The organism is Streptomyces sp. NPDC054863, assembly GCF_053610825.1.
On the sequence record NZ_JBSGZD010000138.1, the window covers coordinates 1 to 19,527 of the forward strand.

Below are 19,527 nucleotides of genomic sequence, written 5' to 3' on the forward strand. Positions count from 1 at the left end.
CCTTCTGAGCTGCCGTTACCGGATCCGCTACGGCACCGACTTCGTCGTCACGGGTGGCCCGGCCTGCTCGGGAACACCCCCGGAGTTGCCTTCGTCACCGTGTCCTCCGTCACCCTGTCCGCCGGCACCGCCCGCTGCGTCGCCCGCTTCGTCGCCCATGACGATGCCGCGCCGCTTGGACACGTACACCGCGCCGACGATCACGCCGAAGGCGATGACCGCGACCACGGCCCGTACCCACGGATTCGCGTCGACGCCGAAGCTGTACTGGACCACGGCGGGTGCGATCAGCAGCGCCACCAGGTTCATCACCTTCAGCAGCGGGTTGATCGCGGGCCCCGCCGTGTCCTTGAAGGGGTCGCCGACGGTGTCGCCGATCACGGTCGCGGAGTGCGCCTCGCTGCCCTTGCCGCCGTGGTGCCCGTCCTCGACGAGCTTCTTGGCGTTGTCCCAGGCCCCGCCGGAGTTCGCGAGGAAGACCGCCATCAGCGTGCCGGCCCCGATCGCACCCGCGAGGTACGAGCCGAGCGCGCCGACGCCGAAGGTGAAGCCCACGGCGATGGGAGCCATGACCGCCAGCAGCCCCGGGGTCGCCAGCTCGCGCAGCGCGTCCTTCGTGCAGATGTCGACGACCCGCCCGTACTCCGGCTTCTCCGTGTAGTCCATGATCCCGGGGTGCTCGCGGAACTGCCGCCGCACCTCGTGCACCACGGCCCCCGCCGACCTGGACACCGCGCTGATCGCCAGCCCCGAGAAGAGGAAGACGACCGCGGCGCCGAGCATCAGCCCGACCAGGTTGTTCGGCTGCGAGATGTCCATGGAGAGGTTGACCGGGGTGCCCTCGCCGCCGGTGACGATGCCCGCCTTCCGCGCCGCGCCCAGGATGGCGTCCCGGTACGAGCCGAAGAGCGCCGCCGCCGCGAGGACGGCCGTCGCGATGGCGATCCCCTTGGTGATGGCCTTCGTCGTGTTGCCCACCGCGTCCAGGTCGGTGAGCACCTGCGCGCCCGCGCCGGTCACGTCGCCGGACATCTCGGCGATGCCCTGCGCGTTGTCGGAGACAGGACCGAAGGTGTCCATGGCGACGATGACGCCGACGGTGGTGAGCAGCCCGGTCCCGGCCAGCGCGACCGCGAAGAGGGCCAGGATGATCGACGTACCGCCGAGCAGGAAGGCTCCGTACACGCCGAGCCCGATGAGCAGCGCGGTGTAGACGGCGGATTCGAGCCCGATCGAGATGCCCGCCAGGACCACGGTCGCAGGGCCTGTCAGCGACGACTTGCCGATGTCGCGGACCGGCCGCCTCGTCGTCTCCGTGAAGTACCCGGTGAGCTGCTGGATCAGCGCGGCCAGCACGATTCCGATGGCGACGGCGACCAGCGCCAGCATCCGCGGATCGCCGCTGTGCCCGAGCACCGACTTGTCCGCGACGCCGTCGAGCTCGGCGTACGAGGACGGCAGGTGTACGAAGACGGCCACGGCGACCAGCACCAGCGAGATCGCGGCGGAGATGAAGAACCCGCGGTTGATCGCGGTCATGCCGCTGCGGTCGCCGCGCCGGGGGGCGACGGCGAAGATGCCGATCATGGCGGTGATCACGCCGATCGCGGGAACGATCAGCGGGAACGCGAGCCCCGCGTCGCCGAAGGCCGCCATGCCCAGGATCAGTGCGGCCACGAGCGTGACGGCGTACGACTCGAAGAGGTCGGCGGCCATGCCCGCGCAGTCGCCGACGTTGTCGCCCACGTTGTCGGCGATGGTCGCGGCATTGCGCGGATCGTCCTCCGGAATGCCCTGTTCGACCTTGCCGACCAGGTCGGCGCCGACGTCGGCGGCCTTGGTGAAGATGCCGCCGCCGACCCGCATGAACATCGCGATGAGCGCGGCGCCGAGGCCGAAGCCCTCCAGGACCTTGGGGGCGTGGTCGGCGTAGACGAGGACGACGACGGCCGCACCGAGCAGGCCGAGGCCCACGGTGATCATGCCGACGACGCCACCCGTACGGAAAGCGATCTTCATCGCTTTGTGGGACGCGGTCTTTGATCCGTCTCCGCCGGACGGGGAGATCGAATCCTTTTCCGACTCTCCCTGCGCAGGAGTCGCTTCCCGCGCAGCCGCCGCCACACGCACATTGCTTCGTACGGCGAGGCGCATACCTATGTATCCGGTGGCCGCGGAAAAGATCGCGCCGACGAGGAAGAACAGCGAACGCCCTATCCGCTGCGAGGTGTTGTCCGCCGGAAGCAGCAGCAACAGGAATACCACCACCACCGCGAAGATCCCGAGAGTCCGCAACTGCCGCATCAGATAGGCATTTGCGCCTTCCTGTACGGCGGCGGCGATCTCCTTCATGGATTCGGTGCCCTCGTCGGCCGCCAGTACCTGCCGTGTCAGCAGGCGGGCGACGATCAGTGCGGCGACCGCGACGGCTGCGATGACGATCACGACGAGCCGGTTGTTGTCGGTGAGTGAAACCGCGAGGTTCGAGAAGTGTTCGGACTGTGGGGAGTTGAAGAGTCCCGCCATTCGTCCTCCTTGACGCACAGAGCTCAAGACGTGGACGGATTGTAGGTAGCGGAAGCTGATCTCAACAGACCGCAGTGAAATCGATCTCTAGAAATGATTTTGAAACGGCGAGGAAAAAACGAAAGGCCCTGCTCAGCAGGGCCTCACGAATATCACTTACGGAAATGCCGCAAGAGCATTACCTCAGGGGTCTCAGAGACCTCAGGGCATTGCCACCGCGGAAGCGATGGGCCAGCTCATGCGGATCATTCCGCCGTTCTCCCCGTCGACCACTTCGAGGTCGTCGACGAGTCCACTGATCACGGCGAGACCCATGTCGTCCTCGCCGTCGGAGTCCAGATCCACAGCACCCGGCACCGACTCCGGCGTACTGCGCGCACCCGGCACCGAACCGGCCGGTCCGGGAACCTCGTCGCCGACCTCGATGGAGAAGGTCTTCTCCTCCTCGGTCAGCGCGACCCGTACCGGAGCCGAAATGCCGTTCGTACGGTGCAGCCCCACGGCCCGGGAGCACGCCTCGCCCACCGCGAGCCGGACCTCGTCCAGCACCGCCTCGTCGACCCCGGCCCGACGCGCCACGGCGGCTGCCACGAGGCGGGCCGTCCTGACGTGTTCGGGCTGGGCGCTGAAACGGAGTTCCACGGTGGCCATTGCGCTCCCCCTTGACGTACGGGCGTGCATCCGCAGGAGGCCGGGCGACAAGCCCGGCACCCCGCGTTGTACTGCTCTTTGGTTCTGTATCGCTTCCGAGGACCGGAAGCCGTCAGTCGGTGGCCGCGACGGCTTCGTCGACCGTGGTGTGAATCGGGAACACCTTGGTCAGTCCGGTAATCCGGAAGATCTTGAGAATGCGCTCCTGGTTGCAGACCAGGCGCAGCGAACCCTCATGGGCACGCACACGCTTCAGTCCACCCACGAGCACGCCGAGACCGGTGGAGTCGAGGAAGTCCACGCCCTCCATGTCGACGACCAGGTGGTAACTGCCGTCGTTCACCAACTCGACCAACTGCTCGCGCAGCTTGGGCGCGGTATACACATCAATCTCGCCACCGACCTCGACGACCGTACGGTCGCCGGCAGGTCCGGTCACGTTGCGAGTCGACAGGGACAGGTCCACGGATCCTCCAGCACCTTGCTATCGAGCGGCCGCCCCCCTGAGGTCTCCCCGGCGGAGCCTGAGGACGGAACGCCAGCCGCGAAACGCATTCAATCACTTACCAGCAGGCGAGCACGACGCCTTGGGACCATTGTCCGTCACGCCAGTGACACACTCGGCGTTGATGGCCAAGAATCCCCGTCCCGGACGACCTCCCCAGAGCAGGGCCCAGACCCCGTCTCCCGGCGAGGTCCTCGCCCGTCTCGCCGCAGGGGAGAGCCGGGCCACTCGCATCACTCATACGGAGCACTTGCCCCGGCGGGAGGGCAGCCATGCAGTGTGGCCCGACCGCATCCGAACGGAAGTGATCGCGGCCATCCGCGAAACCGGGATCGAGCACCCCTGGACCCACCAGGCGCAAGGAGCCGAGCACGCGCTGGACGGCGAGTCCGTGGTGATCTCCACCGGAACGGCTTCCGGCAAGTCCCTCGCCTACCTGGCCCCGGTCCTCTCCGCCCTCCTCGACGGCTCCGAGGCCCCCAACGGCCGCGGCACCACAGCCCTCTACCTCGCCCCCACCAAGGCCCTGGCCGCCGACCAGCGCCGCGCGGTGAAATCCCTCGCCGCCCCCCTCGGCAACGCGATCCGCCCGGCGGTCTACGACGGGGACACCCCGGTCGAGGAACGCGAGTGGGTCCGCCAGTACGCCAACCTGGTCCTCACCAACCCCGACATGCTGCACCGCGGCATCCTGCCCTCCCACTCCCGCTGGTCGTCCTTCCTCAAGGCCCTCCGCTACGTCGTCATCGACGAGTGCCACACCTACCGGGGCGTCTTCGGCTCGCACGTCGCCCAGGTCGTACGACGGCTGCGGCGCCTGTGCGAGCGGTACGGCGCGAACCCGATCTTCCTCCTCGCCTCCGCCACCGCCGCCGACCCCGCGATCGCCGCGAGCCGCCTCACCGGCCTTCCCGTCCACGAGGTCGCCGACGACGCGTCCCCCCGCGGCGAACTGGTCTTCGCCCTCTGGGAGCCCCCGCTCACCGACCTCCACGGCGAACAGGAAGCCCCCGTCCGCCGGACCGCCACCGCCGAGACCGCCGACCTCCTCACCGACCTGATCCTGCACAAAATCCGCACAGTTGCCTTCGTACGCTCCCGCCGCGGAGCCGAACTGGTCTCCCTCATCACCAAAGAACGCCTGGCCTCGATCGACAGCACCCTCCCCCACCGGGTGGCGGCCTACCGGGGCGGCTACCTCCCGGAAGAGCGCCGCGCCCTCGAAGCGGCCCTCCACTCCGGCGAACTCCTCGGCCTCGCCGCCACCACCGCCCTCGAACTCGGCATCGACGTCTCGGGCCTCGACGCCGTCCTGATCGCCGGCTACCCGGGAACCCGCGCCTCCCTCTGGCAGCAAGCAGGCCGCGCGGGCCGCTCAGGCGAAGGCGCCCTCGCCATCCTCATCGCCCGCGACGACCCTCTCGACACCTACCTCGCCCACCACCCCGAGGCCCTCTTCGCCCAGCCCGTCGAATCGACGGTCCTCGACCCGGACAACCCCTACGTCCTGGCCCCCCACCTCTGCGCGGCAGCTGCCGAACTCCCCCTCACCGCCGCCGACCTCACCCTCTTCGGCCCGGCCGCCGCCCCGCTCCTCCCCTCCCTCGAAGCAGCGTCCCTCCTGCGCCGCCGTGGCAAGTCCTGGTACTGGACCCGCCGCGAACGGGCCGCCGACCTCGCCGACATCCGGGGCGGCGGCGGCAACCCCGTCCAGATCGTCGAGGAGTCAACGGGCCGCCTCCTCGGCACGGTCGACGCCGAAGCCGCCCACACCGCGGTCCACGAGGGCGCCGTCCACCTCCACCAGGGCCGCACCTACCTGGTCCGCCGACTCGACCTGGAGGACTCCGCAGCCCTCGTCGAAGAGGCCAGCCCGCCCTACTCCACGACCGCCCGCGACACCACCGCCATCTCCATCCTCGCCACCGACACCACCGTCCCCTGGGGCACGGCCCGCCTCCACTACGGCTCCGTCGAGGTCACGAACCAGGTCGTCTCCTTCCTCCGCCGCAAACTCATCACCGGTGAAGTCCTGGGCGAGACCAAACTCGACCTCCCGCCCCGCACCCTGCGCACCCGAGCCGTCTGGTGGACCCTCACCGAGGACGACCTCGACGCCGCCCGTCTCACCCCGGAAATCCTTCCCGGCGCCCTGCACGCCGCCGAGCACGCCTCCATCGGCCTCCTCCCGCTCTTCGCCACCTGCGACCGCTGGGACATCGGCGGCGTCTCCATCCCCCTGCACCCCGACACCCTGCTCCCCACCGTCTTCGTCTACGACGGCCACCCGGGGGGCGCCGGATTCGCCGAACGCGGCTTCCACACCGCCCATGCCTGGCTCACCGCCACCCGCGAAGCCATCGCCTCCTGCGAGTGCGACGCCGGCTGCCCCTCCTGCATCCAGTCCCCCAAATGCGGCAACGGCAACGACCCCCTCCACAAACGAGGCGCCCTCCGCCTCCTCACCACCCTCCTCAACGCCGCCCCACCCGACCCACCGAGCCCGCCCGGGGTTTGAGGCCGCATCGGACGCAGTCGGCGTCCGGCGCGCAGCCACAGTCCGTGTCCGGGGCGCAGCCACAGTCCGTGTCCGGGGCGCAGCTCCCTGCAGCCCCACCACCGCCAGCCGTGCTACCCCGGCCCCGCGGCCAGAGGCCAGAGGCCAGGGGCCAGGGGCCAGGGGCCAGCGGTCAGGGGCCAGCGGTCAGGGGTCAGGGAGAAAGTGGGAGGTGGGAGGTGGGAGGGACGGGGGATGGACCCTGCTCCCACCCCGCCCGAGCCCTCACCGCCACCTCGTACGGCCCCACCCCCGCCACCACCGAAACGTCCGCCACGTCCCCCCGCACCACACACCCCACCACCCGCACCCCCTGCGCCCCAGCCACCTCCTCCGCCCTCCCGCAGGCCACCCCCTCCCCCCGCATCCACTCCCCTGCCGCTGCCAGCGCCGCCAAGTCCGCCCCACTTCCGGCCCGGTGACGGGCCACCACCGCCTGCCCCATCGCCAGCACCCCGATGAACACCACCCCGAGCAGCGCCACGACCCCCAGCGCCCAGACCGTCGCCGACCCGCGCTCCGTCCGCCACCTACGCGGCGCCCCGGACCTCAGGCCACGCCCCCTCACGCCCCCGCCTCCGCCGTCTCCTCCACCGTCTCCTCCGCCAGCGCGACCGCCTCGGCCCGCAGCGTCAGCCCCAGCCGGCCGGGCCCTGGTACCGGCGCTTCCACCAGCACCCGCACCAGGTCCCCCTCCCGCCGGAACCCGACCTTCGCCCCGTCCGGTGCCGCCTGCCTGGCCGCCGCCTCGGTCGCCGCCTGCGGTTCCTGCCTGGCCGCCGCCCGCGCCCCGACCCGGGCGGCGTCCACACACTGGATCTGCGCGGAGGCCGCCATCAGCGCCCACACCAGCGCCAGCCCGAACAGCATCAGCACCGGCAGGGTCAACGCCGCCTCGGCAGTCACGTAACCCCGGTCAGCGCGACGACGAGCTGCCCCCGCCTCCTCAGAACTGCACATCGAGCGCCCTCTCCACCGCCGCCTGCAGCGCCGTCGAGACGGCATCGCTGCTGACGACCTTGTAGAGCACCGCCGCGAAGGCACACGCCGCGATCGTCCCCACCGCGTACTCGGAGGTCGTCATCCCGGAATCACCGGCCACCTGCACCCTCGCCCGCACCCGATCCCAGCCCTGTCCCAAGCCCAAGTCCCAACCCGAACCCCGAACCTTCATCCACTTCCACATCTCAACCTCCCGTTGATTCCACTCACTTCTCGCTTCGGGCCGCTCCCACTCGAATTCACTTCTCTTCGCCCCGGCCCACTTCGACCCCCTCCCACCCACCTCCCTCCGACCCACCTCCCTCCGACCCACCTCGCTTCACCCACCTCGCTTCACCCGCCGGCCAGCAGCCCCTCCGCCAGCCCGATCACCACCGGTGCCACACCCACCGCCAGGAAGGCGGGCAGGAAGCAGAGCGACAGCGGCACGACGATCAGCACCCCGGCCCTGTTCGCCGCGGCCTCGGCCCGGCGCGCCCGTTCCGCCCGGAGCCCGTCCGCCACCCGTCCGACCGGCCCGGCCGCCGGAGCCCCGCTGGCCCCCGCCCGCTCCAGGCACCTGGCCAGAGCGGCGGCGCCCGGTATCGCCGCCAACCGCGCCCACACCTCGGCCGGTTCGCCGCCGAGCCTCAGCTCCGCCGCCGCCCGGGCCAGCCGATCCCCGACCGGCCCACCGAGCGACGCCCCGACCGCCTCGGCAGCCTCCCGGGGGCCCGCCCCAGCAGCCACACAGGCAGCCAACAGATCAGCTGCGAGCGGCAGTTGGTGACCAGCGGCAGCTTCCTCCGCCGCCGCCTCGCCCCGCGGCTGCCGCCCCCGCTGCCAGCGCCGCACACCGATCGCGGCCACCGCCCCGACGAGGCACCCCCACACCCCACCCACCAGCACATATCCCGCGACCACAGCTCCCACGGGGCCGCCCCAGCCCCGCGCCCACTCGGCCCCGCCGCGAAAACACCCTCGCCGCCCCGCCCCGTACACCGCCGCCTCGACCGCCAGCAGTGTCGCCAGCCGCCGTCTGGACTCCCGCTCCCGGCGCCGACCCGCCACCGCGAAGGCCAGACATCCCACAGCCGCAGCAGCGCACACCACCACCCCCAGCCTGTGGACAACTTCCCCGTTCATGCGCCCTCCCCCTCTCCACTCCGTACGATCCGGCGGGCCCACAGCAGCCCTCCCGCCTCCAGCAGCCCTCCCACCGCCAGGCATCCGAGCCCCAGCGGTGTGTGCAGCAACACCCTCAGCGGGTCGGCGCCCATGGCGCTGCCGATCAGCACGCCCACCACCGGCAGCACCGCGAGGAGCGCCACCGTCGACCAGGCCCCGGCCAGCCGGGCCCGCAGATGCTCCCGGCGGTCCCGCTCGGCCCGCAGCGCGGCCTCCAGCCGGTCGAGCCCGGACGCGAGCCCGGCCCCGCTGCCCACCGACACCTGCCAGCAGACCGCCACCCCGACCAGCCCGTCCGCCCCCGGCTCCCGCGCGGCCCGGTGCAGCGCCACCGGTACGTCACCCCCGAAGCGGGCCGCCGCGCGTACCTCCGCCGCCGCATCCCCCAGTACGCCGGTGTCCGCGACCGCCGCGCACAGCGCCTGCCCCGGCTGGCTGCCGGCCCGCAGCTCCCCGCTGACCGCCCCGCACAGCGCGATCACCTCGTCGGTGCGTCTCCCGCGCGCCCGCTCCGCCTCCCTCGCCCGCAGCCGCCGCCCCACCAGCGGCACCGCCCCCGCCCCCAGCACCAGCGGAATCACCGACTCCCCCAGCGCGGCGACGACGCCCGCCGCCGGTACGCACAGCCACTCGGGCCGCACCCTCTCCCGCAGCAGCGCCCAGAGCCGCTCCCAGGGCGCCTCCCGCTCGTCCGCCACGCCCCCGGCCACCACCAGCCGGGCCCGCCGCACCCCCCGGTCCCAGCCGACCAGCAGCCAGGCCGCAAGCCCTGCGCACACCATCGCCGCATACGCGGCCGGCCCTCCCGTCACAGCGCACCCCCGATCAGCTCCCGCAGCTGCGGCCAGCCCCGCTCCCGTACGAATCCGTCAGCACCCCAGCGCAGCGCGGGCACCGTCACCACCAGCCCCGCCGGATCCCGCTCCAGCACGTGCACCTCGGCGAGCCGCCGCCGGCCGTCCCGGCCCCGGACGAGATGCAGGACCACCGACAGGGCCGCCGCCAACTGGCTGTGCAGCGCCGCCCTGTCGAGCCCCGCAGCCGTCCCCAGGGCTTCCATCCGGGCCGGAACCTGCGCCGCCGCATTGGCGTGCACCGTCCCGCACCCGCCTTCGTGCCCGGTGTTCAACGCGGCCAGCAGCTCGGTCACTTCGGCCCCGCGGACCTCACCGACCACCAACCGGTCGGGCCGCATCCGCAGCGCCTGCCGCACCAGGTCCTGCAAGGTGACCCGCCCCGCGCCCTCCTGGTTCGGCGGCCGGGACTCCAGCCGCACCACGTGCGGATGGTCGGGCCGCAGCTCCGCCGAATCCTCGGCGAGCACGATCCGCTCCCGCCCCCCGACCAGCCCCAGCAAGGCCGAAAGCAGGGTCGTCTTCCCCGCCCCCGTGCCCCCGCTGATCAGGTACGACAGCCTGGCCTCGACCAGCGCCCGCAGCAGTACGTCCCCGCCCGGCGGCACCGTCCCGGCCGCCACCAGCTCCTTGGGTCTGAACGCCTTGGGCCGCACGACCCGCAGCGACAGGCACGTCGACCCGGCTGCCACCGGTGGCAGCACGGCGTGCATCCGCGTCCCGTCCGGCAGCCGAGCGTCCACCCAGGGCCTGGCGTCGTCGAGACGACGGCCCGCCACCGCCGCGAGCCGCTGCGCCAGCCTGCGCACCGCCGCCGCGTCCTCGAAGGACACCGGGGCGAGCTCCAGACCCGCCCCACGGTCCACCCAGACCCGGTCCGGCGCGGACACCAGCACATCGGTCACCGACGGGTCGGCGAGCAGCGGCTCCAGCGGCCCCGCCCCCACCAGCTCCGACCGCAACTGGTGGGCGCCGCCCAGCACTTCCGTGTCACCGAGCAGCCTCCCCTGCTCGCGCAGCGCGGCGGCCACCCGGGCCGGTGTCGGCTCGGCCCCGCTCTCGGCGAGGCGCATGCGCACCGCGTTCAGCAGTACGGTCGCGCTCATCCGGCCGCACCCCCGACCAGCGCCCGGTCCCAGAACGCGGTGCAGAACCGGGCCAGTGGCCCCCGTGCGCTGCTCCCCGGCGGATCCCCGTCCGCGAGCGCCTCCAGCAGTCCTGGTTCGGCCGGAAGTTCACCCACCAGGGGAAGGTCTAGCGCCTTGGCCACCCACTCCTCGTCGAGCCCGGCCGCGTACGGCCCTCGCACGACGGTCCGCAAGTCCTCCAGCACCATGCCCGCTGTCGCGGCGACCCGCTGCGCGGCAGCCACGGCCCGCAGCTCACCCGGCACGACGAGCAGCCCGAGGTCCAGCTGGGCCAGGGCCTCCGCCACGCTCTCGTCCACCCTGCGCGGCAGGTCCACGACCACCACTCCGCCGGACCGGCGGGCCGCGGCCAGCACGGACCGCATGGCCTCCGGCGGGATGACCACCGCGTCGCTCCGGTCCCAGCTCAGCACCCTCAATTCGTGCAGACGAGGCAGAGATTCCTCCAGCGCGGCACTGGCGACCCGCCCCCGCGAAGAGGCGAAATCCGGCCAGCGCATGCCCTGAACGCTCTCCCCGCCGAGCAGGACGTCGAGTCCGCCGCCGAGCGGATCGCCGTCGATGAGCATCGTGCGCCGGCCCGCCCGCGCCGCCGTCACGGCCAGCGCGCACGCCAGGGTGGAAGCTCCGGCTCCGCCGCGTCCGCCCATCACCCCGACCGTGAGTGCCTGACGGCCGACGCCCTCCGTCGCGTCGGCGATCCGGTTCACCAGCCAGGTCTCGGCATCGGGCAGGCGCAGCACGTAGTCCGCGCCGATCTCCACGGCCCGCCGCCAGACCAGCGGGTCGTCCTGGTCACGCCCGACGAGCATCACCCCTCGTCGGCGCACGGCTCCGCGCACCCGGGCCGCCGCGTCGTCCCCGACGAGCACCAGCGGCGCCGCTTCCCAGCTCCCGTGCCGCTCCGGCAATCCGTGGTGAACTTCCGGCTCCGCCCCCGCTGCGGCGCACAATCTCAGCAGGTCGTCGAGCAGTTCCACATCTTCTGTGACGATCAGCGGTCCGCCCCGCCGCCCTTCGGCGGCCGACAACCGGTCGGGTGTGATCCGTCCAGCCACGATCCCCGCCCCCTCTCACTGCGCTCTCAAGCGATTTCGAGAGCCGCGAACTTCGCGGCTGGAATCACCGTGCAGCGATCCGGAAAACCGTGTGGATCTTGCTCGAAAACTGTGGACAGATCAGCAGTTGTGCATATTCCACTCACCCTTACCAGTGACTTCCAAGGGGAACGGAACGACTACACAGCGTGACGAGTTGAGGACGTACGAGGGATCGCCGTCAGGCACGGAGAAGAGCAGAGGAGCCGCCCGATGCACATGGATCAAGGGCCGCCGAGGGGCCCGAAAAAGCATCCGGACATGCGACGACCCCCGCCGGGGGGGAGAGCGGGGGTCGTCTGCCACGGTCCGACTCGGGGGGGGGAGGAGCCGAACCGGGGTAGCACGGTCGCGAACGATCCGTGACTTCCATGGTGTACCCGAGAGGCTTCTCAGGCAAACCCACGCGCCCCAGCGTACGCCGAATGGTGGGCGCCTATGCTCGCCTCGTGGAAAACCGCTCGCTGCCCCGCACCGCTGCCTTCTTCGACCTGGACAAGACCGTCATTGCGAAGTCGAGCACGCTGACCTTCAGCAAGTCCTTCTACCAAGGCGGACTGATCAACCGCCGGGCCGTTCTCCGAACGGCCTACGCACAGTTCGTCTTCCTGGCGGGCGGCGCGGATCACGATCAGATGGAGGGCATGCGCGAATACCTCTCCGCGCTCTGCAAAGGGTGGAACGTCCAGCAGGTGCGGGAGATCGTCGCCGAGACCCTGCACGACCTGATCGACCCGATCATCTACGACGAGGCCGCCTCTCTCATCGAGGAGCACCACGCCGCCGGCCGTGATGTCGTGATCGTCTCGACCTCCGGCGCCGAAGTGGTCGAGCCGATCGGCGAACTGCTCGGCGCCGACCGCGTGGTGGCCACCAGGATGGTCGTCGGCGACGACGGCTGCTTCACCGGCGAGGTGGAGTACTACGCGTACGGACCGACCAAGGCGGAGGCGGTCAAGGATCTCGCCGCCTCCGAGGGCTACGACCTGACCCGCTGCTTCGCGTACAGCGACTCGGCGACCGACGTGCCGATGCTGGAGGCGGTCGGCCACCCCTATGCGGTCAATCCGGACCGCGCACTGCGTCGCGAGGCAACCGCCCGAGAATGGCCGATTCTCGTCTTCAGCCGCCCGGTCCGGCTGAAGCAGCGACTGCCCACCCTCTCGATGCCGCCCCGCCCCGCGCTGATGGCGGCGGCAGCAGTGGGGGCGGCAGCCGCCACCGCCGGCCTCGTCTGGTATGCGAGCCGCCGCCGCACCGCCGTCACCAGGGCCGTCACCAGCGCCGCCATCAGGGCCACCACCGGCTGACTTTTTGCCCGTATTTGAGAGTAAAAGTAAAGAAGCGTTTCCAGGGGTTCCGCTTCCCCGCCAACGGGAGTACAAAGGATTCAACGGCCCGCGAGACCAAGGACATCCGTGAGGATCACCTAGGCATCACGGCCCCACGGACCGCGCATGAAAGCCGAGCACCCACGCGACGTCGACCCGTCGATTACGGGCCAGCCGCACCAGGCCACGGGCGAAGATCCCGACCTGATGGGCAAAAATTCGAGGACGCTTGGTAACCCGGCGGACATGCCAGCGGCGGTACCGATTCCGGTACCGCCGCATCTCTTTTCCCACGCCCAGGCCGGTCGACCGGAGCCCACAGACCCAAGCCCCGGCCGACCCACGCCCAGGCCGACGACCTCGACCCGACGAACCTAGCCCGGCAGCCTCAGGCCGCGCCTCGCTGCAGCGCCTCGCACACCGCCGTCGACTCCCGCGCGCCCAGCTCCGCCGCGCGCCCGCAGTGCGCGATCCACGCCGCCACACCCTCCGGCGTGCCGGACACATAGCCCTCCAGCGCCGCGACGTACTCCGCCCGGCCCTGTTCCGCGTGGCCGACCTCGGCCGGGCAGACCGACTTCGGGTCGAGCCCGCTGTTGATCAGCACGATGCGTTCGGCGGCGCGCGCGACGAGTCCGTTGTGCGAGCCGAACGGCCGCAGTGCCAGCAGCTCGCCGTGCACCACCGACGCCGTCACCAGCGCCGGAGCAGCCGCACCCCCGGCGATGATCAGCTGCGACAGCCCTTCAAGGCGCCCCGCCACTTCCCCCGCACCCGGCAGCGGAAGCTGGACGAGCGGCTCGTCCACCGGCTCACCAGCCAGCCTCGGCCGCCCCACCAGCTCGTCCTCGATGCCCGCGCCGCCGGCCGCCACCAGATGCAGCCGCGCCAGCACCCGGAGCGGCGACTGCCGCCAGATGGACAGGAGCTGTCCGGCCTCGGCCGTCAGGCGCAGCGCCCCGCCGACCACCCGGGCCTCGTCGTCGACACTGAAGTCGGTACGGCGCCGCACCTCCTCCAACGCCCAGTCGGCACCCGAGAGCGCCGCCGAGCCACGCGCTCCACGCAGCGCGGCCTCCCCGGTGATCTCGTTGCTGCGGCGCCGCATGACTCGGTGCGCGTAGACCCGGTCCACGGCCTTGCGTACGGAATCCACGGCCTCGGGCACACCGGGCAGCGCACCCAGCGCCGCGAGCGGATCAGCGTTCGTACTCATAAGTAGGGAGCGTACGCACCGTTCCCGCACACCCCTCCACGCCCCACCTTGGAGTGGTCTTCTTCACCCACGGTGCACACCCACCGCATTCATGCGATTACCCTTGGTGAACATGAAGATCGCTTTCGTCGGGAAGGGCGGCAGTGGCAAGACCACGCTGTCCTCGCTGTTCATCCGCCACCTCACGGCCAACGAAGCTCCGGTCGTCGCCGTCGACGCCGACATCAACCAGCACCTGGGCGCGGCGCTCGGCCTCTCGGACGAGGAGTCGGCCGCGATGCCCGCGATGGGCGCGCACCTCCCCCTCATCAAGGACTACCTGCGCGGCACCAACCCCCGCATCGCCTCCGCCGAGACGATGATCAAGACGACTCCGCCCGGCGAGGGCTCCCGGCTGCTGCGGGTTCGTGAGGACAACCCGGTGTACGACGCGTGCGCCCGTCCGGTGACCCTCGACGACGGCGCGATCCGGCTGATGGCGACCGGCCCCTTCACCGAGTCGGACCTGGGCGTGGCCTGCTACCACTCCAAGGTCGGCGCGGTCGAGATGTGCCTGAACCACCTGGTCGACGGCCCCGACGAGTACGTGGTGGTCGACATGACGGCGGGCTCGGACTCCTTCGCGTCGGGCATGTTCACCCGCTTCGACATGACGTTCCTGGTGGCCGAGCCGACCCGCAAGGGCGTCTCCGTCTACCGCCAGTACAAGGAGTACGCCCGGGACTACGGCATCGCGCTCAAGGTCGTCGGCAACAAGGTGCAGGGCCAGGACGACCTGGACTTCCTGCGCGCGGAGGTCGGCGACGATCTGCTGGTCACCATGGGCCACTCGGACTGGGTACGCGCCATGGAGAAGGGCCGCCCGTCCCGCTTCGAGCTCCTGGAGGCCGACAACCGCCTCGCCCTCCAGACCTTGCAGGACGCCGCCGAGGACAGCTACGCGCACCGCGACTGGGAGCGCTACACGCGCCAGATGGTGCACTTCCACCTGAGGAACGCGGAGAGCTGGGGGAACGCGAAGACCGGCGCCGATCTGGCTGCCCAGGTCGACCCGGCCTTCGTGCTCGACGAACGCCTGGCGGTCGGTACCGCTCAGCCGGCGTAGTCCCACAGCGACCGGCCGCTCAGCCGGCGTAGCCACCACAGCGACCGGCCACTCAGCCTGCGTAGCCACCGCAGCGACCCGCCGCTCGGTCGGCCGAGCCGCCCCTGTGACCGGCCGTCGACGCCACCCAACCTCGTCACCGCGCCGGTCACCCCGGAGCGGAGACGACGGACGGAGTCCGGCACAGCGCCCCGAAGCCCGACAGGCGCCCCAGGCGCCGCACGGTGCGAGGGGCGCCGACGGCGGTTCTGCCCCGGCTGCCCAGGTCGACCCGGCCTTCGTGCTCGACGAACGCCTGGCGGTCAGTGCCGCTCGGCCGGCTTGTCTCCCGAAGCCCCCGGGGCCGCATGGGCCCCCGGAGCCGACGGGGCGTGTGCGGCAGCCCGGGCTGCCGGGTTCAGGAAGGTCGCCCAATCCGTCTTCGGTGCCTGGCCGACCTTCAGGGTCCGCAGCTTGGCCAGCACCTGCGGGTCCTGCGCGTCCAGCCAGTCCGCCAGTTGGCGGAACGACACGCACTTGACGTCGCGCTGGGTGCAGACGGTCTTGATGGTGTCCTCGATGGCGCGCATGTACGTGCCGCCGTTCCAGGACTCGAAATGGTTGCCGATGATCAGCGGGGCGCGGTTGCCCCGGTAGGAGCGCTCGAAGGCCTGCACCAGGCCGTCGCGCATCTGGTTGCCCCAGTACTCGTGCTTGCCCTCGTCGCCCCGGGTCGCGCCCGACTGGTTCATGTAGAAGTTGTAGTCCATGGAGAGGGTCTGGAAGGCCCGACCCGGCACCGGCACCAGCTGCATCGACAGGTCCCAGAGGCGGCCCTGCTTCTCCGGCCAGATCTGGTCGTTGACGCCGCTGGTGTCGTAGCGGAAGCCCATCTCGCTCGCCGCGCGCATGAAGTTCTTGCGGCCCTCCAGGCAAGGCGTACGGGCGCCCACCAGTTCCTTCTCGTAGTCGAAGGGCAGCGGCTCGACCGTCTTCAGCGCGGCGTTGGACTTCCAGTTCTTGACGAAGGACTTGGCCTGGGCGATCTCGCTCTTCCACTCCTCCTTCGACCAGGTGCCGACGCCGCCGTCCTTGCCGCAGAAGTGGCCGTTGAAGTGGGTGCCGATCTCGTTGCCCTCGAACCAGGCGCCGCGGATCTGCTCCACGGTGTCCTTGATTCCCTTGGCGTCGTTGAAACCGATGTCGGAGCGTCCGGCGGAGTGCTGCGGCGGGTTGTAGAGCTCCTTCTTGCCCTCGGGCAGGAGGTAGACCCCGCTGAGGAAGTACGTCATCGTCGCGTCGTACTTCTGCCCGACCTTGCGGAAGTGGGAGAACAGCCGCTGGCTGTCCTCGCCCGCGCCGTCCCAGGAGAAGACCACGAACTGCGGGGGCTTCTGCCCGGGCGCCAGCTTCTTCGGTACGGGCTGAAGGGGCTGTGCTCCGGTGTACGCGGTGGAGCCGTCGCCGATCAGCCGGACCGGGCTCTTGGGCGCGGCGGCGGGCGCGTTCTTCTTGGCGCCGTGCGCGCCTTCCCGGGTCTCGGCCGGGTCCGACGCCTGGCCGGAGCAGCCTGCCAGTGCGGCCAGGGACAGTACGGCGGCGGTGACGCCGAAGGTGATTCTCTTCGTGGCGGCCATCATCCGCCCACCTCTTCCTCGATCGGCTTGCTGAGCGGCCGGGGCCGGGACGGCCTGAACGGCGCGGCAAACCTCGCATGCACCCACAAGTCCACAGATGCGACAAGCCGCCCGAAATGCTTATTCACTAATTCGGGTGAAGGATTGCCCCATTTGACCGTAAAGACCCACCCAGATCTTTACTCTGGATTACGATTCGTTTACCGAGAGTTTTAAGTCCCCCGCTGCACGCCGTGATCCACGGCCGCGACCCCTCGTTCCGCGACCGCGCTGCCCCGGAGGAGACAAGAGCAATGTCTGCTTGCGTACCCACTCGCCCCGACCACACCTCTCGCACCACCCGAGCCTCACGCTTCCAACGGCCGCACAGCCCGCCGTCGGGCGGGGGCGAAAAGCCCCACCGGACCCGTTTCAAGATCGCGGGAGGCGACCTCGCCGCCTCGATCACCGTGTTCCTGATCGCCGTACCCATGTCGCTGGGACTGGCCGTCGCCATAGACGCGCCCCTCGCGGCGGGCCTGATCGGCGCCGCCGTCGGCGGCATCGTCGCCGGACTGATCGGCGGCTCTCCCCTCCTGGTCAGCGGCCCGTCGGCCGGACTGACCGTCGTCACCGCGGAGCTGATCCAGCGCTACGGCTGGCGCACCACCTGCGCCGTCGTCATCTGCGCCGGCCTGGTGCAGATCCTGCTCGGCTCACTCAGAGCCGCCCGAAACGCCCTGGCCGTCAGCCCCGCCATCGTGCACGGCACCCTCGCCGGCATCGGCGTCGCCATCGCGCTCGCCCAGCTGCACATCGTGCTCGGCGGCTCGCCACAGAGCTCCGCCACCGCCAACGCTCTCGCGCTACCCGCGCAGTTGGCCCACCTCGGTCCTGCCGCACCGCTGATCGGCGCGCTCACCATCGCCGTGCTGATCCTGTGGCCGCGCCTCCCGGGGCGTACGGGAAGAATCCTGCGCAAGACACCCGCCGCGCTCGCGTCCGTCGCGATCGCCACCTCGGTCGCCGCCTTCGCGGCCCCGTCGATCGCCCGGGTCGACCTGCCGTCCTGGCGCAGTCACGCGCTGCCCGAGATGCCGGAGGGCCCGGTGCTCGCACTGGCCGCGGCGGTGGTGACCGTCACGCTGGTGGCGAGCCTGGAGTCACTGCTGTCCGCGGTCGCCGTGGACAAACTGGCCTCCGAGCGACCGGGAGCACCGGGCGTGCCCCCCGTACCCCGCTCCGACCTGGACCGCGAGCTGCGCGGCCAGGGCGTTTCCAACATGGTTTCCGGGCTGCTCGGCGGGCTGCCGATCTCCGGCGGCGCCGTCCGCAGCACCGCCAACGTCCGTACGGGCGCGGTCAGCCGGGCCGCCACCGTGCTGCACGGCGTGTGGGTGCTGCTCGCCGCCGGACTGCTCGTCGGCGTACTGGAGTGGATTCCGCTGGCGGCACTTGCCGCCCTGGTGATGATGGTCGGCATCCAGATGGTGAGTTTCGCGCACATCCGCAATGTCCATAAGCACCGCGAATTCCTGGTGTACGCCACCACGGTCGCCGGTGTCGTCCTGCTCGGTGTGCTGGAGGGCGTGGCCCTGGGGGTCGCGGTCGCCGTCGCCGTCGCCCTGCACCGGCTGGCCAAGACCCGCATCGTCACCGAGACGACTTCGGACGGCGTCCATCATGTGCGGGCACGCGGACAGTTGACCTTCCTGGCCGTACCCCGGCTGACCCGGACACTGGGCCAGGTGCCCCAAGGGGCACATGCGGTAGTGGAGTTGGACGGCTCCTTCATGGACCACGCGGCGTACGAAGCGCTGCAGAGCTGGCAGGACGGCCACGTCGCACAGGGCGGCAGGGTCGAGGTCACCGGCAGGTCCGGGATCCGGGTCGCCGGGCCCGTGACGAGTGCCGCGCACACCTGCTGCCGCCCCTGGACGCCGTGGCGCAACCACCACTGCGACGAGCACACCGCGCCCGTCGCAGCTCCCGAGGCACGTCCGGCCGGTTCGCACCAACTGGCCAGCGGGCTCAGCGCGTTCCAGCGCAACACCGCACCGCTGGTGCGCGACGAGCTGGCGCGCCTCGCCCGGGAGGGCCAGAGCCCCTCACAGCTCTTCCTGACCTGCGCGGACTCCCGCCTGGTCACGAGCATGATCACGTCGAGCGGCCCCGGCGACCTCTTCACCGTACGAAATGTGGGAAACCTGGTTCCGCCGGCGGGCGCCGAGTCCGCGGACGACTCGGTCGCCGCGGCCATCGAGTACGCCGTGGACGTGCTGGAGGTCGCGTCGATCACCATCTGCGGACACTCCGGGTGCGGCGCGATGCAGGCCCTGCTGAACGGACCGGGGGAGGGCGGCGAGAGCACCCCGCTGCGGCGCTGGCTGCGGCACGGCGCGCCGAGCCTGCGCCGGATGAAGAGCCGTCACCACTCGTGGGCGCGGATCTCCGGGCGGCTGCCCACCGACGCGGTGGAGCAGCTGTGCCTGACCAATGTGGTGCAGCAGCTGGAACACCTGAGGCAGCACGAATCGGTGAAGCGCCGCCTCGCCGAAGGGACGCTGGAGCTGCACGGGATGTACTTCCACGTGGCCGAGGCACAGGCATATCTGCTGGTCGACGGGGCACGGATCGGGGAGACCACCGAGGTCTTCGACCGGGTCGCGCCGTCGTCGCACACGGAGTTGGAGGGCCTGAGCGCCTGAACCTTTCCGGGTGTACGTCCGTGGACGGGGTGTACGGCCGTGGGCAGGTGAACGTCCGTGAGACC

At 71.1% G+C, this 19,527-nt stretch carries 16 protein-coding genes; 4 read left to right on the top strand and 12 right to left on the bottom strand.

What is annotated here, in order from left to right; translation table 11 throughout:
• Positions 1 to 27 precede the first annotated feature (27 nt).
• The 3 genes from ACWGIG_RS22900 to ACWGIG_RS22910 form a co-directional block, all read right to left on the bottom strand.
• Positions 28 to 2,526, bottom strand: a complete 2,499-nt coding sequence (locus ACWGIG_RS22900; protein ID WP_453323503.1) for a sodium-translocating pyrophosphatase — start codon at positions 2,524 to 2,526, stop codon at positions 28 to 30.
• A gap of 201 nt (positions 2,527 to 2,727) precedes the next feature.
• On the bottom strand, positions 2,728 to 3,177 hold the full coding sequence (locus ACWGIG_RS22905) for an ATP-binding protein (protein WP_453323504.1): 450 nt from the start codon (positions 3,175 to 3,177) through the stop codon (positions 2,728 to 2,730).
• Between the two features lie 112 nt (positions 3,178 to 3,289).
• Positions 3,290 to 3,643, bottom strand: coding sequence for an STAS domain-containing protein (locus ACWGIG_RS22910; protein ID WP_185033884.1), 354 nt, complete (start codon positions 3,641 to 3,643; stop codon positions 3,290 to 3,292).
• Positions 3,644 to 3,806: 163 nt separating this feature from the next.
• Between ACWGIG_RS22910 and ACWGIG_RS22915 the strand changes: the two genes are divergently transcribed.
• The gene (locus ACWGIG_RS22915) at positions 3,807 to 6,200 is read left to right on the top strand and encodes a DEAD/DEAH box helicase (RefSeq protein ID WP_453323505.1); all 2,394 of its coding nucleotides are present in this window, start codon (positions 3,807 to 3,809) and stop codon (positions 6,198 to 6,200) included.
• Positions 6,201 to 6,393: 193 nt separating this feature from the next.
• Here the strand turns inward: ACWGIG_RS22915 and ACWGIG_RS22920 are convergent, their stop codons facing one another.
• From ACWGIG_RS22920 to ssd, 7 genes are all read right to left on the bottom strand, one after another.
• A complete protein-coding gene (locus ACWGIG_RS22920) occupies positions 6,394 to 6,807 on the bottom strand; it encodes an Rv3654c family TadE-like protein (protein WP_453323506.1) in 414 nt (137 codons plus the stop codon).
• Complete coding sequence (locus ACWGIG_RS22925) at positions 6,804 to 7,199, bottom strand: TadE family type IV pilus minor pilin (RefSeq protein ID WP_453323507.1); 396 nt, start codon at positions 7,197 to 7,199, stop codon at positions 6,804 to 6,806. The genes ACWGIG_RS22920 and ACWGIG_RS22925 overlap by 4 nt, the downstream gene beginning before the upstream one ends.
• Positions 7,186 to 7,413 (bottom strand): DUF4244 domain-containing protein, encoded by a 228-nt coding sequence (locus ACWGIG_RS22930; protein WP_453323516.1) that lies wholly within the window; start codon positions 7,411 to 7,413, stop codon positions 7,186 to 7,188. Before ACWGIG_RS22930 ends, ACWGIG_RS22925 begins: the two co-directional genes overlap by 14 nt.
• A gap of 161 nt (positions 7,414 to 7,574) precedes the next feature.
• Positions 7,575 to 8,153, bottom strand: coding sequence for a type II secretion system F family protein (locus tag ACWGIG_RS22935; RefSeq protein WP_453323508.1), 579 nt, complete (start codon positions 8,151 to 8,153; stop codon positions 7,575 to 7,577).
• 209 nt (positions 8,154 to 8,362) lie between these two features.
• On the bottom strand, positions 8,363 to 9,190 hold the full coding sequence (locus tag ACWGIG_RS22940) for a type II secretion system F family protein (protein WP_453323517.1): 828 nt from the start codon (positions 9,188 to 9,190) through the stop codon (positions 8,363 to 8,365).
• A gap of 26 nt (positions 9,191 to 9,216) precedes the next feature.
• Entirely contained in the window at positions 9,217 to 10,368 is a 1,152-nt protein-coding gene (locus tag ACWGIG_RS22945) for a TadA family conjugal transfer-associated ATPase (RefSeq protein WP_453323509.1), read from the bottom strand.
• Positions 10,365 to 11,468, bottom strand: a complete 1,104-nt coding sequence (gene ssd, locus ACWGIG_RS22950; protein ID WP_453323510.1) for a septum site-determining protein Ssd — start codon at positions 11,466 to 11,468, stop codon at positions 10,365 to 10,367. Before ssd ends, ACWGIG_RS22945 begins: the two co-directional genes overlap by 4 nt.
• 464 nt (positions 11,469 to 11,932) lie before the next feature.
• Here ssd and ACWGIG_RS22955 point away from each other — a divergent pair, with 464 nt between their 5' ends.
• Positions 11,933 to 12,817, top strand: coding sequence for an HAD family hydrolase (locus ACWGIG_RS22955; protein WP_453323511.1), 885 nt, complete (start codon positions 11,933 to 11,935; stop codon positions 12,815 to 12,817).
• Positions 12,818 to 13,226: 409 nt separating this feature from the next.
• Here ACWGIG_RS22955 and ACWGIG_RS22960 read toward each other — a convergent pair whose 3' ends face one another.
• Positions 13,227 to 14,054 carry an oxidoreductase gene (locus ACWGIG_RS22960; RefSeq protein WP_453323512.1) on the bottom strand — a complete coding sequence of 276 codons (828 nt, stop codon included), beginning with the start codon at positions 14,052 to 14,054 and terminating at the stop codon, positions 13,227 to 13,229.
• Between the two features lie 112 nt (positions 14,055 to 14,166).
• On the opposite strand from ACWGIG_RS22960, the gene ACWGIG_RS22965 reads away from it, so the two are divergent.
• On the top strand, positions 14,167 to 15,159 hold the full coding sequence (locus ACWGIG_RS22965; RefSeq protein WP_453323513.1) for an ATP-binding protein: 993 nt from the start codon (positions 14,167 to 14,169) through the stop codon (positions 15,157 to 15,159).
• A 302-nt stretch (positions 15,160 to 15,461) separates the two neighbouring features.
• Here the strand turns inward: ACWGIG_RS22965 and ACWGIG_RS22970 are convergent, their stop codons facing one another.
• Complete coding sequence (locus ACWGIG_RS22970) at positions 15,462 to 16,778, bottom strand: hypothetical protein (RefSeq protein ID WP_453323514.1); 1,317 nt, start codon at positions 16,776 to 16,778, stop codon at positions 15,462 to 15,464.
• 290 nt (positions 16,779 to 17,068) lie between these two features.
• On the opposite strand from ACWGIG_RS22970, the gene ACWGIG_RS22975 reads away from it, so the two are divergent.
• Complete coding sequence (locus ACWGIG_RS22975; RefSeq protein ID WP_453323515.1) at positions 17,069 to 19,462, top strand: bifunctional SulP family inorganic anion transporter/carbonic anhydrase; 2,394 nt, start codon at positions 17,069 to 17,071, stop codon at positions 19,460 to 19,462.
• The last annotated feature ends 65 nt before the right edge of the window (positions 19,463 to 19,527 follow it).